The organism is Sphingobacterium chuzhouense, assembly GCF_014692525.1.
GTDB lineage: Bacteria > Bacteroidota > Bacteroidia > Sphingobacteriales > Sphingobacteriaceae > Sphingobacterium > Sphingobacterium chuzhouense.
This window is the reverse complement of sequence record NZ_JACNYL010000001.1, coordinates 763095-778393: the sequence shown is the minus strand read 5'-3', so window position 1 is coordinate 778393 and position 15299 is coordinate 763095. Positions and strand designations below refer to the sequence as shown.

Below are 15299 nucleotides of genomic sequence, written 5' to 3'. Positions count from 1 at the left end.
CGATGAGTAAATGGAGGTTATGGAGTTTAGGGTTGGCAGGAATTGGTATTGTCATAGCTAGTATCGGGCTTTTGGTCGATGGATTTCCGTACTTCCGGCAGGCGTTACTGGCCGGGAGTATTTTCGGCGCTATCGGAATGGGGGCTTTTCAAGCAACGAAGGGCTATCAATACACGATGTGGATTATTGTTGCGGTTGTGGCAGGCATGACTTTTCCCGACCGTATATTGCATATTGGTGAGTTCGATATGCGAAATAAATGGCTCATCCTGGTCGTTATCCAGCTGGTGATGTTCGGCATGGGGATACAGATGAAAGTGCAAGATTTTACACGGATTGGCGCTTCGGGAAAAGGGGTCGCCATTGGACTCGCCACGCAGTTTACGATTATGCCGTTAGTGGGTTTTCTGCTCACGCGAGTTTTTGATTTCGAACCAGAAATAGCTGCCGGGGTTATTTTAATCGGTAGTTGTTCCAGTGGATTAGCTTCTAATGTGATGGCCTATATCGCAAAAGCCAACCTCGTACTATCCGTAACCGTAACCGCATTTACTACGATATTAGCACCCATTATGACGCCTTTTATGATGAAAGTGTATGCAGGTACCATGGTGGAGGTCAGTTTTTTGGAAATGGCGATGGAAATTATTAAAATCATGATTGTGCCTATCGGAGCGGGTTTGTTGCATGATTATCTAAAAACAGCACCACTTTCGATGTATCAGTCTACCAAAAAATCCGCTATAGTTATCTTATTGATACTACTGACAGTTGGCTATTTCTGGGATTATCTGTCTACGGTATTTCCGTCCACTGGGATGATTATCATAGAAGCATTATGCTTTATGCTGGGGGCCATACCGGTGGGATTCGGCTATCATCTCTTAACAAAAAAACTTCCTTCGCTGGACAAACGCATGCCTTATTTTTCGATGTTCGGGATTGTGTATTTCACGGCTGTAACTACGGCTGCCGGGCAACAATATCTGATGGAAATAGGAGCAGTATTGTTTCTTGCGGCCGTTATCCATAATGGAGCCGGATACTTTTTTGGTTATTGGTTTAGCAAACTGTTTGGCTTGAACGAATACTCGGCAAGAGCAATGGCATTGGAGGTTGGATTGCAGAATGGTGGAATGGCAAGTGGGTTGGCAGGAAGCATGGGAAAGTTGGGTACCGTAGGTTTAGCCGCGGCGGTGTTTAGTCCTTGGATGAATATTTCGGGGTCTATATTGGCGAATTATTGGAGGAGAAAACAAGAAAAAGAAGATCGGTTGAAGAATTTGGTAAAGGAAGACCGAGTGAACTATAAAAAAATAAATGAAGAGCATGGATAGAATTGAAGCGACTTACTATGTAGAGACACCATATCCGCTGGCAGATGCTGCTGCCGTGATGGCAGGGGAACAGTCGTCGGGTACGTTTGTAGCCATACCGGGCGAAACGGAGGAATTAAAGATGCAGTATGCTGCCCGTGTAGAACGTATTACAGAGCTAGAGACGGTTTCGCAACCGTCGCTATCGGGAGAACAATTGCATTTCGAAAAATATTATCGAGGTAAGGTCACCGTATCTTGGTCTGTAGCTAATTTTGGGACAAACCTACCGGTGCTATGCTCGACGCTCATGGGTAATTTATACGAGTTACGGCAGTTTACGGGTATTAAGCTGGTGGACATTCAATTACCAGACAGCTATACAACACAATTTCGTGGTCCTAAATTCGGTATTCGTGGAACGGCGGAACTTATTTCCAACGAGGCAAAAACACCTTTAATTGGAACTATTATCAAACCGAGTGTTGGTTTAACCATCGCGGATACGGCGGATCTCGTAAAAAAGTTGGCAGAAGCCGGTATTGATTTTATCAAAGACGACGAGTTGATGGGATCTACGCGTAATTCTCCGTTCGCCGATCGCGTGCAAGCGGTCATGGAAGTACTGAACAGACATCAGGATAAAACCGGAAAGAAAGTGATGTATGCATTCAACATCAGTGATGAGATGGACAATATGTTGCGGAACTATGAAACGATCGTGCAGGCAGGCGGAAGCTGCGCGATGGTAAGTTTGTATAGTGCGGGATTAACCGCTGTCAAGCGTATCGCAGATATCGGGCAACTGACCATCCACGGGCATCGCAACGGTTGGGGAATGCTTAACCGGCATCCATTGTTGGGTGTGTCATTTTCGGCGTATCAAAAATTATGGCGACTGGCAGGTGTAGATCAATTGCATGTCAATGGTATTCGGAATAAATTCTGGGAATCGGATGAATCGGTGGTAAGCTCCATAAAAGCCTGTTTAACACCAATGGCTGGCGTATTACCGGCATTGCCGGTTCTTTCTTCCGGGCAATGGGGCGGTCAGGCGATAGATACGTACAAACTAACGCAGACTACGGATTACTTATATCTTGCCGGTGGCGGTATCATGGCACATCCCGGTGGCATCGGTAGCGGTGTAAGCGCGATTAAACAGGCTTGGGAAGCGGCAGTGGAAGGTTTGACATTAGCGGAAGCGACACGAAAATTCCCTGCTGTACAACAGGCCGTAGAGAAATTTGGAAAGACCAGATAAAAGAAGCGTTATGGCCTATAAAATAGCTTTTTTTGGAGATGACTTTACCGGTTCTACCGATGCATTAGAGACATTGGAGGAAATGGGACTGGACACGGTTTTGTTTACAGGAATACCCACGAAAGATCAATTAAAAACCTTTGAAGATAAACAAGCCATCGGTGTTGCAGGCATGACGCGAACGCTTCCAACGGGAGAAATCGAGAAGGAACTGAAAGCGGTGTTTGATTTATTTTCCAAAATGGAAATAAGACATGTTCATTATAAGGTATGCTCCACGTTTGATTCTTCGCCAGACGTAGGAAGTATAGGTAAAGCGATCGATATCGGAGCGGAAACATTTTCTGCTCATGTGGTGCCATTGATTGTTGGGGCGCCTTACCTCGGCAGATTTTGCGCTTTCGGAAACCTGTTTGCCCGTATGGGCACCGGACAAAAAGGAGAAGTCTTTCGGTTGGATAGGCACCCCAGTATGTCCAAACATCCGGTTACGCCAGCGAAAGAAAGCGATCTTCGACGCCATTTGGCGCAGCAGACAGGAAAAAAGATATCCTTGGTGGATGTGACGCAATTGGAACAATCCGCAGCAGAAATCGTTTCGCAGGTAGACGAGAAAGAGGAAAAGACAACCGTCGTTTTATTTGACGTAATGACAGAACAGCATCTGGAAAAGATCGGAGAGGTATTGGAACGGTTGTCTAAACAGCATCAACCACTTTTTTCGGTCGGGTCATCGGCCGTGTCGAAAGCATTATGTGCTTCCTGGAAAAAGACCGGCGAGCTATTGCCGCGTGTAGAGTGGCCGCAGCTGAAACCTGCAACGCCGCTGTTGGTGCTCTCTGGAAGTTGCGCGGTAGTAACAGGTCGGCAGATTGAACATGCTTTGGAAAATGGATTCGCAGAAGTCGCTGTCAGCGGAGAGAAACTGCTATCCGGATCAAATGAAATGTATATTGTTTCGATAGCAGAAAAGGTATTACACGATATGCAGCAAGGTAAAAGTGTTATCGTGCACACCAGCATCGGGCCGGATGACACTCGGGTAGAAGGAACCCGGAATGTATTGACACAACAGGGAGCAGGAGGATACGAAATCAATACCCGTACGGCAAGGTTATATGGAAAAGCTTTAGCGCAGATTGCAGATCACGTGTTGCAATCTTTTGTACTGGAACGGTTGGTTGTCGCTGGGGGTGACACGTCAAGTTTGTTTGCACGGGAATTCGGCATTGAAGCCGTGGAAATGGTCGCTCCGATTGTACCGGGGGCACCACTCTGTCGTATACACGCCAAAAAGGCACACATCCATGGCGTAACCATCAATTTTAAAGGTGGCCAGGTTGGTGATTTGGATTATTTTTTAAGGATGGAAAACGGCGATTAATGTAGGAGGTGAGCAGGACAGTACAGGATGCCGGCGTATAGGCTTTTTAATATCTTGACTAGAAAATCACGTTTTTTACTCGATTCGTCGATTTCCATGATAAGATAATACAACTAGATGAAAATTTTATATAGTCGGAAAGGTCTTAACCTTTATCAAGGCATATTTTTTTGCTTATTTATTCCCTTTATTTTGATAGGGCTAATGAGCTGTTCTGCGTCCAGGAAATTACAAGTGACAAATGTGTTGATAGAAGGAAGGGAAAATCCGATGGGCATCAATACGCTAACGCCGTCATTTAGTTGGAAACTTCAGAGTGAGGAGCATGACGTCATGCAGACCAGTTATAGAATCACGGTGAGTACAGAGGATGATCTGTCGAAGACACAGTCTATTTTATGGGATTCTGATTGGGTGGCGACAGAACAGTCGTTATACAACACGTATGAAGGGGAGAATCTTCAAATAGGAACGACCTATTACATTCGTGTAGCGATAAAAGATAACCGGGGCAATGTGGCAGAGAGTGAGATACAACGCTTTCACACCGGATTATTATCGACTTCAGATTGGGGAGAGGCCCAATGGATTACGAAAGAGGTATTACCGGATTCGCTTGTGAATCCCTTGCCATTAAGTTCCAGCAAGCTCCGTATTGATAAAAATTATGATTTGCCTGTTTTTCGAAAGAATGTAGAGCTAGATAAAAAGATTGTATCCTCCATCGCTTATATTTCCGGACTTGGTCATTATGAATTGCTGATGAATGGTCAGCATGTGGACGATGCCGTTTTACAGCCCGGTTGGACAAAATATGATAAAGAAGCTTATTATGTCGTGTATGACTTAACGGAGCATTGGCAGAAAGGAAAAAATACCATTGGCGTCATGCTGGGAAATGGATTTTATTATATACCACCGATTAAGGGACGATATCAAAAACATAAAGTCGCGTTTGGTTTACCGAAGCTAAAAATAAAGGTGGTCAACCGGTATGTTGACGGCAGCGAAGAAGTGATCGACAGCGACGAAAGCTGGAAAGTACATCGCTCTCCCATTACGTTTTCAAGCATGTATGGAGGAGAAGATTATGATGAACATGTATTACCCCTTAATTGGAGTGAGCCGGACTTTGACGATTCGGCTTGGGATGCTGTATTGTTGGCAGACGGACCAACCCTACGCGTACAGGAAACAGAACCTGTTCGGATTATGGAGCAATTTAAACCGCAATCTGTCAACCGGATAAACGAGCACCTGCACGTCTATGATTTCGGACAGAATGCATCCGGGGTTGTGCATATCAAAATGAAAGGTCATCAGGGGGATACCGTTCGGATTTATCCAGCAGAATTGTTGAATGAGGAAGGGCGTGCGAATCAAAAACACTCCGGAAGCCCTTACTACTACCAATATGTGTTTGCCCAAGATGGCGAAGTCAGTTGGCGACCACGCTTTACTTATTACGGATTTCGCTATGCGGAAGTCCGGTTGATGCCCGCTAACAATCAGCAGATAACCGTAGAAGACATCACTGCGGAGCACATTCGGAACGGTGCACGTCAGATCGGAAGTTTCCAGTCATCAGATACCCTGTTTAATCAGATACATACGCTGATCAACTGGGGGATAAAGAGCAATATGGTCAGTGTCTTTACCGATTGTCCTCATAGGGAAAAGTTAGGCTGGCTGGAACAGCTCCATCTTATGGGGCCTTCGGTGCAGTATAACTTTGATGTGGAACGTTTATTTGCCAAATCGCTGGGCGATATGCGCCAGTCGCAAACCGAAGAGGGATTGGTGCCTGAAACGGCACCTGAATATGTTCATTTTGATTGGGGCGGAGATGTGTTTCGCGATTCACCTGAGTGGGGCTCGAGTTCGATTATATTAGCTTGGTATGCCTACCAATGGTATGGCAACAAAGCCTTTCTGACGGATAATTATGAGATGATGAAAAAGTATATGAATTATCTGAAAGGAAAAGCAAAAGATAATATACTTTATCAAGGATTGGGAGATTGGTACGACCTCGGACCGGAACGTCCGGGCTTTTCTCAACTGACAACACCAGGTATCACGGCTACGGCTATCTACTATTATAATTGGAAAATTATGGGTGAGATCGCGGAGCTATTGGAAGATGAAGAATATAAGCTATACGCTGATTCACTCCAACAGGGCGTTTATAAAGCATTTAATGCTAAATTCTATAACGAAACAGATGCGATGTACGGTTCCGGAAGTCAAACGGCTCTCTCGATGGCATTGTACATGGGATTAGTCGATGAAACGAATAAGGATAAGGTATTGGCAAATCTTGTAAAAGATATTGCAAACAGAGACACAAGTTTTACAGCAGGTGATATTGGTCACCGTTATTTGTTACAGGCTTTGCAGCAAGCCGGGCGTGATGATTTGGTCTATGCGATGCACAACGACGATACCCGGCCGGGATATGGCTATCAGATACGTCAGGGAGCAACCGCATTAACCGAGTCCTGGGCAGCATTGCCAACCGTATCCAATAACCATTTTATGTTAGGGCATTTGATGGAATGGTTTCATACACGATTAGGCGGATTAGGACAAGAGAAGGGATCCATAGCTTATAAACATTTACGTATATCACCTAAGATGCTCGATGTGGTAAAACAACGAGCTGTCACCTTTGAAAGCCCTTACGGGTTAGTACGGTTTGAGCAAGATGGAGAGCGTTATCAAGTGGAAATTCCGGTAAACAGCCGTTGTACGTTAGTACTTCCACCATCTTCCGATTATCAAATCAACGGAAAAATAGTAGAGACACAGGAGCATACCTTAACAGATGATGGGCTGGAAATTCAACTGGGGTCGGGGATATACGATATTAAAAAGTAATAAAATAATGAAGAGAATAGGTGCATTGTTTTTTATGGTATGGGTTGCGAACATGGGCTTGGCACAACCGACTGCCGTTTCCGAATTCGAAATGGAGCAACTTTATCAGGAGGTCAAAACACCCTATAAATATGGATTGGTGTTGACCCCGCAGCAAAAGGGAGATCTGATGGATTGTCCAAGTGTGTATCGCGATGGTAAGAAATGGTACATGACCTATATTGTCTTTGATGGAGAGGGCTATGAAACCTGGTTGGCAGAAAGCACAAATTTATTGGAATGGAAGGTTTTGGGCAAACAAATGTCAAAAGAAGAAGGCGATAAGTGGGACAGTAAACAACGGGCGGGTTACAACGCGCTCATAGATATAAAATGGGGAGGGAATTACAAGCTCCATACCTACGATGGAAAATATTGGATGTCCTATTTTGGCGGAGCATCCGTAGGATACGAACCGGAACCGCTGGCAATCGGTATGGCATATACAGCCGAGAAGCCAGTTAAGCCGATGGAATGGCAACGGTTGGATAAACCCGTTTTGACGAGTAAAGATGAGGATGTGCGTTGGTGGGAGAACCGTCACAAGCTTTTTAAAAGCTACGTGGTGGAAGATAAGAAAAGAAATACCGGGCACCGTTTTATTATGTATTACAATGCCGTGGGCGATTCGTTGGAAAACAATAAACCGACACGCTGGTATGAACGTATAGGCATGGCCGTTTCGGACGATATGAAAACCTGGAAACGCTATTTACAGGAACCCGTCGTACATCATCCGGTGGGAATTACGGGCGACCCGATGATCCAGCGCATCAATAATACCTGGGTAATGTTTTATTTCGGTGCGTTCTGGAAAGACCGCGAAGGGGCGTTTAATAGATTTGCGGCGTCCAAAGACTTGATCCATTGGACGGATTGGCAGGGGGATAATCTTATCGATTCTTCGGAGGACTTTGATAGCCAATATGCCCATAAGTCTTTTGTCATTAAGTATAAAGGTGTTGTTTATCATTATTATTGCGCCGTCGATAAAGCGGGAAACCGAGGTATTGCATTGGCGACGTCTAAAGATAAAGGAAAAAGTAAATTAAAGTTTGAATTGAAATAATAAACTCTGTTGTAAGCATGTTTCATAAGTTAGTATCTTTTTTAGTTTTATTTGTTGCTGTTTTACCTGGTATCGCGCAACCCCGACAGACGATTGATTTTAATGGGGATTGGTTTTTTACGTTGGACGATGATTTGAATGCTAGACATGCAGATTTCTCCCATGCAAATTGGAAGAAAATAGTATTGCCGCACGATTGGAGCATCGGTTTTGATTTTGGCGAGGAATACCCCGCAGGCAATGCGGGAGGTGCACTACCGGGCGGCGCAGGCTGGTACAGAAAAACTTTCCAATTGTCGGAAAAGGATAAAGGAAGCTATTATGCGCTACATTTTGGAGGGGTTCATCGTTATGCAGAAGTTTGGGTTAACGGGAAATATTTAGGTAAGAATATAAACGGATACCTTTCTTTTGAACACGACCTGACACCGTATCTACGTTATGGTAACGAGCAGAATGTCGTTGCTGTACGTGTAGATAACAGCTTGCAGCCTAACTCGCGTTGGTATACCGGTTCGGGTATCTACAGAGATGTAAGATTGGAAAAACGTTCGCCTTTGCATTTGTTGCGCGAAGAAACGGTTATCACCACACCGGAAGTGTCAGCGGAAAAAAGTGTGCTAAACGTTCGTTCCGTTTTCAATAAATATACAAACGATAAAGTTGGGCAGCTGACGTTGAAATTACAGGATAAGTATAAGAAGACGATTGCCGAGAAAACAGTAAGACTTTCCGAGAATCATTTTGAGGAAAAATTGGAAGTAGGAGGGATTACCTTGTGGGAACCAGGCAATCCGGCTTTGTACGATTTGAGCATTACGGTTTTGGACAATTCCAATAAGGTTGTGGATGAGCTCAAATACCCCGTAGGGTTTCGTTATTTTGATTTCGATGAACAAAAGGGATTTTTCCTGAACGGGAAACCGTTTAAGCTATTAGGCGTATGCTTACACCATGATTTAGGAGCGTTGGGCGCTGCTTTCAATAAATCGGCAGCTAAACGACAATTGCTGGTGATGAAAGATATGGGCGTTAATGCGATACGTACTGCACATAATCCGCCGGCAGAAGAATTTCTGGATCTTTGTGATGAACTAGGATTCTTGGTGCAAAATGAGGCCTATGATATGTGGGCAAAACGTAAAAATAAATTTGACTATCATATTGATTTTAAAGAGCACTATATCAATGACCTCGTACGTTTCGTAAAACGCGACCGTAACCACCCTTCCGTTTTTATGTGGAGTATCGGAAATGAAATCCGTGAACAGTTTGATAGTACCGGCATAGCATTTACGAGGAATATGACGGAAGTAGTGAAGAAACTTGATCCCACCCGTCCGGTTACGGCAGCATTGACAGAAACGAATTACGATAAAAACTTTATTGCGCAAGCCCAGGTGTTGGATGTACTGGGTTTCAATTATAAAATTTTTGACTATGATAAACTACCTACAGAATTTAAGGGCGTTCCGCTGATTGCGTCCGAAACGGTATCGGCACTGCAAACCAGAGGTGTTTATGATAGTGTACACGATACCATTCAATTGTGGCCGGCATCAAGCAAAGATAAGTTTGTGACCAACGGCAATCCCGATTTTACCGTTTCCGCCTACGATAATGTGGCCGCCTACTGGGGGACGAGTCACGAACGGGCTTGGATAGAAGTGAAGAAACGAGATTTCTTAGGTGGTACTTTCGTGTGGACCGGATTTGACTATTTGGGAGAACCGGTACCCTATCCGTATCCGGCGCGTAGTTCCTATTATGGTATCGTAGATTTGGCAGGACTTCCGAAAGATGTTTATTATATGTACCAGTCGGAATGGACAGATACAGACGTGTTGCATCTTTTGCCGCACTGGAATTGGAAAGAAGGCGAGCAAGTGGAGGTATGGTGTTATTACAACAACGCCGACGAAGTGGAGTTGTTCTTGAACGGGCGTAGTCTCGGGCGACAATCAAAAACCGATGAGCGGTTGCATGCTGTCTGGACAGTGCCATTTGAGGCAGGTGAATTGAAAGCGGTAAAAATAAAGGATGGCGCAGCCGTACAAGAAGTGGTAAAGAAAACGGCCGGTAAACCGGTGGATATCGTAGTTAATGTAGAACACGACCGCTACGCCGTTGATGGATTGACAGATATGCATTACATAACGGTTTCTCTGGTCGATGAACATGGTACGGTCGTACCGGATAACGATATCGAATTATCGTTTGTTCCCCAAGATAATATAGCCATAGTAGGTACAGATAACGGTTACCAGGCAGATCTTCATTCTTTGAGTAGTGCAAAACGTAATACTTATAAGGGGCTGGCGGTAGGGATAGCCCAAAAACTTAATCAAGAAAAAGAAGCAAAATTAATCATCAAATCAAATACAATGGAGAAAGAAATACGGATAAAATAATCCGTTTTTTGAGCTAACCCAAAATCATTTAAGAAAAATCTAATCAAGATGAAAACCCAAAGTCTCACACCAGAAAAATGGCGACTAGACAAGAGTCTGGTCGTCGTAGCGCTTATGTTGCTGTTGAGCATCATGCTGCTGCCCTTTCAACAAGCCTTTTCGGCTGTCCAACCCCAATATCAAGTAACGGGACTGGTGCTGGATGAGGCAGGTCAGCCATTAGAAGGCGTCACTGTATCGCTGACAAATTCAACGGTAAGCACACTAACCGATCAAGATGGTGCCTTTTCTATCCGCTTGGTTGCCTCTACGGGCAGCTTACTATTTACTGCGGTGGGTTATTTGGATCACGCCTTAGAAGTGAAAGCTAATGACAATGTGAACGTTTCACTAACACCGGACGACCAACAACTAGATGAGGTGGTGGTTATTGGATATGGAACGGTACGAAAGCGTGATCTGACTGGATCTGTCACCTCAGTTAAAGCAGAAGATATCGTCCGTTCTCCCGCCCATAATCCGTTAGAGGCTATCCAAGGGCAAGTACCGGGATTGGATATCACCCGGAATTCGGGAAGTGCGACTTCGGGCGTGAATATGAATATCCGCGGAAAAAGATCGTTATCTACAGCGGAAGATGAATATGGAAATGCTATCGCGAACAATCCCTTGGTTATTATCGATGGTATGCAGGGCGGTAATATCAGCGATATCCATCCACAGGATATCGAATCTATTGAAGTGTTGAAAGATGCTTCGTCAACGGCTATTTACGGTTCTCAGGGTGCAAACGGGGTTATTATCGTAACCACGAAACGAGGAAAAACCGGGGCGCCGAGAATCAACTTTAATACCTACGTTGGGGTTAACGGATGGGCACAATACCCTGAAATGATGACAGGCGACAACTATGTCCAGCTACGACGGGAAGCGGCGAAAGCAGCCGGACAGTGGGATGATCCTGATGATGATCAGACGTTGTTTACCGCTGGGGAATGGACTGCATTGCAAAACAATCAGTGGGTCAACTGGAAAGATGAAGTTTTTAAAAACGGTATCGTACAGAATCATCAGTTATCGATCAGTGGTGGAACGGACAATACAACTGCTTTATTATCTGGAGGATATTATCGGGAGTTAGGTTCATTTAAGAATGACGCATTAGATAAATTTAACCTGCGGTTGAATGTAGATCAGAATATCGGAAGTTTTATAAAAGTAGGAACATCCAGCCAAGTAACACACTACGACGGTAGCAATCGGGCGGATAATGTGCTTTGGCGGGCAACGACCAATGTGCCACTGGGTCTACCCTACGACGACGAAGGAAACGTGGTGTTATGGCCTGTAGGGCGTGAAGGAAAAGTAAGCCCGCTTGCGGACGAAGCGAATGAATACACGGCACAACATCGAATCGCAAATACGAACCTTATTACCAATGGATTTGCAGAAATAAAACCTTTCGACGGCTTTTCGTTTCGTTCTAATTTAGGGGTAAATCTATTCTACAATAAAAACAATGATTTTGCTAGTGAGAGCTCTATCGACCGTGCTGGAGAGTTCCCGGATTCTAAAGCCTCGATTTTGAATACGAATAAATCATTTCTTACTTGGGATAATATTATCAATTATACCTTTGATGTAGAGAAGCATAATGTTACACTTACGGCTCTTTCCTCGTGGACACAGTCAAAATTTAATTCTTCCTATATGGAAGGAACTGGTCAGCTAGTTGCTGAACAGTTGTGGCATAACATTGGCGCCAACGAAAAAGAGTCTTATGTAATCCGATCGAGCTATATACAAAACCAGACGATGTCGTATGCTTTTCGTGCTAATTACTCGTATCAAGGTAAATACTTGTTGACTGTATCCAATCGTTGGGACGGAGCGTCTCGGCTTTCCGTTGGTAATAAATGGGCGATGTTTCCGTCGGTAGCAGCCGCGTGGCGTGTCAGTGATGAAAATTGGTTTACCGTACCTAAAGTGGACGATTTCAAAATTCGCTTGAGTTACGGACAGACAGGTAACTCGGGAATTAGTCCCTACGGCACACAATCAGGGCTGACGGCCTTTTCTAATGCAGGTTTTCAAGATCAGGGATTTACTTATTATACGTACAATACCTTGATTGGAAATCGGGATTTAGGTTGGGAACGATCGGCTTCCTGGAATCTTGGAGCAGACCTCCGGTTATTTGCTAACCGGATCAACCTCGTTGTTGATTTATATAATACGAAGACAACGGATATCTTATTACCGAGAACCTTACCTACTTCTATGGGTTCCGGAAACAATACGCCTTTCCAGATTTATCAAAATATCGGTAGTTCCCAAAACCGGGGTGTCGAAGTGGTGTTGAACACCCGGAACATCGATAAGGCGTTCAAATGGAACACGGATTTCACCTTCGGTGCAAACAAGGAAAAGATTCTGGATTTGATTGATGGTCGTGATATTATCGGGGCAACGACACGCGAGTCGGAAAGTTTGTTAATCGGCAGACCGCTAAAATCTTTTTATACCTTCAAACGCCTTGGTATCTGGCAGCTTGATGAGGCAGAAGAGGCGGCAACGTATTTTAAAGACGCCGACAAAACGCAACCTTTTGTACCTGGAGATATTAAACTTGCCGACCTCAATGGAGATAATATCATTGATGACGAGAATGATGTGACGTATATCGGAACAACTTCTCCTCGTTGGACGCTAGGTTTTAACAATAATTTCACCTATAAAAACTTCGACCTCAATGTATATGCAATTGCCAGGTGGGGTCAGATGATGGAGTATGATTTTACGGCATCTTACGATCCGCAAGGAAAAGGAAATCACCCGGCTTATCTGGATTATTGGACAGAAGAAAACCCATCGAATGATTTCCCTCGGCCAAGTCTGACCAATTTCTATAATTACCTCGGATACCAGACGTATAATACGGTAGACGGCTCTTATATAAAATTGAAAACGGTTACACTAGGCTATCGTTTGCCCAAAGCCTTTACGGAGCGGGCGGGTTTGAATGGTGCAAGGCTTTATCTGAGCGGGAATAACCTGTTTTCTTGGGCTAGAAGTCCACTCGTTCAAAATTACGATGCAGAACGGGGCGGTTCGGCGAAGAGTCCATTGTTGCGTCAGTTTGTGTTTGGTATCAATCTGGATTTATAAGGAGGAATTTATCATGAAAACATTATATAAATATATTATAGGAATAGGGTTGGCGAGCACCTTAGCAGGATGTAGTTTAGAGGAACATAATCCTGGAGGAGCTACAGCCGATGTTGTTTTTTCAACTGAAAACGGAATCAACGCCTTGGTAAATTCGGCGTATGTGAACTTTGCTTCACAGTTTTACGGACGCGAAGATATCTTGATGTTGACGGAAGGCGGAACGGATCTTTGGATTAACATTGCCAATTCAGGCTATGGTAGGCAGATGACTAAATACGAGGAATTGGTAGCTACTACGGGGCAAATGCGGAATACCTGGAATAGATTATACGAAATTGTCAATTATTGTAACGCAGGTTTAGAACGCATTGTCGATGTATCATTTACGAATGAAGAAGAAAAGAATGCCCGTGTCGGCGAGTTGTCGTTTCTAAGAGCATATGCTTATTGGCATCTGGTCGAACAATTTGGTGATATCGATTTACGTACCGAAGAAACCAAAACAGCTGTTCTGACGGCGAATAGATCGCCAATTTCTGCGTTTTATGATTTAATGCTGAGTGATTTGGATATCGCCATAGCGAATTTGCCTGTCACACCCATTCCGGCAACCGATCAGGGGCGTGCCACCAAGAAAGCTGCCTATGGACTGAAAGCCCGTTTGGCAATAACCAGAGTGGCTTACGAGTCGTCTGCATCCGAAAAAGACAAATATTATAAAATGGCATCGGAGGCGGCACAATATGTGATCAACAACCAAGCGGAGTTACAGGTGAGCTTATATGACACGCCAGAAGAGGTGTTTCGTCCGGCAAATAATAAAAATAATAAAGAAGCTATGTTCTTTATTACCCATTCTACCATCAATTCGCTAAATCCACAACCGAACAATCCCAACCGTCTTCATATTTGGTTCAAGGCAAAATATTCCGCAAAAGCGGGTATGGTCGTGGATTTGCCGTATGGAGCCGACCGTAATTCAAAATCGGGGAGTATGTGTTTTATGCCAACGAGGCATTTACTGGAACTTTACGACGAAGAAACGGACAGACGGTATAGCGATTGGTTCAGAGAAGCGTATTATTTGAATGTCAATAGCTACACTTGGACGGCGGATGATTTAGCTGCTTTTGAGAAACCGGCAAGTATGGCAGGGAAAACAACGTTGAACCGTGGAGATTTAGCTCTTTTGTTTACCAAGAAAAAAGTAACCGGAGAAAAAAGGAATCTGCCTTATGCATTAGTCGATATCGATGATACGTATAATGGTGACCGTGTTACCACGAATGCCCGGTTTAATGTGCACTTCCCGGCATTGATGAAACATGATGATCCGGACTTACCGGAAGCTAATTCGCAAGCAGGCTCTAAAGATGTCATCGTCATGCGTTTAGCCGAAATGTATCTTATCGCAGCAGAAGCAGAAACATTAATGAGTGGCGGGAACAAAACATTGGCAAAAGATTTGGTGAATGTGTTACGTGAAAGAGCGGCCGTACCGGGCAAAGAAAGCGACATGCTGATAACAGAAAGTGATCTGGATATTGATTTCTTGCTAGAAGAACGTGGTAGAGAGTTGTGTGGAGAACACATCAGATGGTTTGATTTAAAGCGGACGGGTAAATTGTACAGCTATGTACAAGCGTATAATAAGGATATTACTACAATGCGGCCGTATCACGTGAACAGGCCTATTCCACAGCAATTTTTAGACGTCATCACCAATCCGCAGGAATTTGGACAAAATGATGGATATTAAGGTAAA

Annotated in this window: 8 protein-coding genes; all 8 read left to right on the top strand. The window is 44.2% G+C overall.

The window, feature by feature from the left end; genetic code table 11:
* Positions 1-2: 2 nt before the first annotated feature.
* The 8 genes from H8B21_RS03020 (at position 3) to H8B21_RS02985 (ending at position 15293) form a co-directional block, all read left to right on the top strand.
* Complete coding sequence (locus H8B21_RS03020) at positions 3-1337, top strand: bile acid:sodium symporter family protein (RefSeq protein ID WP_190312291.1); 1335 nt, start codon at positions 3-5, stop codon at positions 1335-1337.
* Entirely contained in the window at positions 1330-2580 is a 1251-nt protein-coding gene (locus H8B21_RS03015; protein WP_190312290.1) for a ribulose-bisphosphate carboxylase large subunit family protein, read from the top strand. The genes H8B21_RS03020 and H8B21_RS03015 overlap by 8 nt, the downstream gene beginning before the upstream one ends.
* 10 nt (positions 2581-2590) lie before the next feature.
* Positions 2591-3964, top strand: coding sequence for a four-carbon acid sugar kinase family protein (locus H8B21_RS03010; protein WP_190312289.1), 1374 nt, complete (start codon positions 2591-2593; stop codon positions 3962-3964).
* A gap of 204 nt (positions 3965-4168) precedes the next feature.
* Entirely contained in the window at positions 4169-6844 is a 2676-nt protein-coding gene (locus H8B21_RS03005) for an alpha-L-rhamnosidase (protein ID WP_190312288.1), read from the top strand.
* Positions 6845-6851: 7 nt separating this feature from the next.
* Positions 6852-7952, top strand: coding sequence for a glycoside hydrolase family 130 protein (locus tag H8B21_RS03000; protein ID WP_190312287.1), 1101 nt, complete (start codon positions 6852-6854; stop codon positions 7950-7952).
* 17 nt (positions 7953-7969) lie between these two features.
* Positions 7970-10363 carry a glycoside hydrolase family 2 TIM barrel-domain containing protein gene (locus H8B21_RS02995; protein ID WP_190312286.1) on the top strand — a complete coding sequence of 798 codons (2394 nt, stop codon included), beginning with the start codon at positions 7970-7972 and terminating at the stop codon, positions 10361-10363.
* 48 nt (positions 10364-10411) lie between these two features.
* Complete coding sequence (locus H8B21_RS02990; protein WP_190312285.1) at positions 10412-13531, top strand: SusC/RagA family TonB-linked outer membrane protein; 3120 nt, start codon at positions 10412-10414, stop codon at positions 13529-13531.
* 13 nt (positions 13532-13544) lie between these two features.
* On the top strand, positions 13545-15293 hold the full coding sequence (locus H8B21_RS02985; protein WP_190312284.1) for a RagB/SusD family nutrient uptake outer membrane protein: 1749 nt from the start codon (positions 13545-13547) through the stop codon (positions 15291-15293).
* Positions 15294-15299 lie beyond the last annotated feature (6 nt).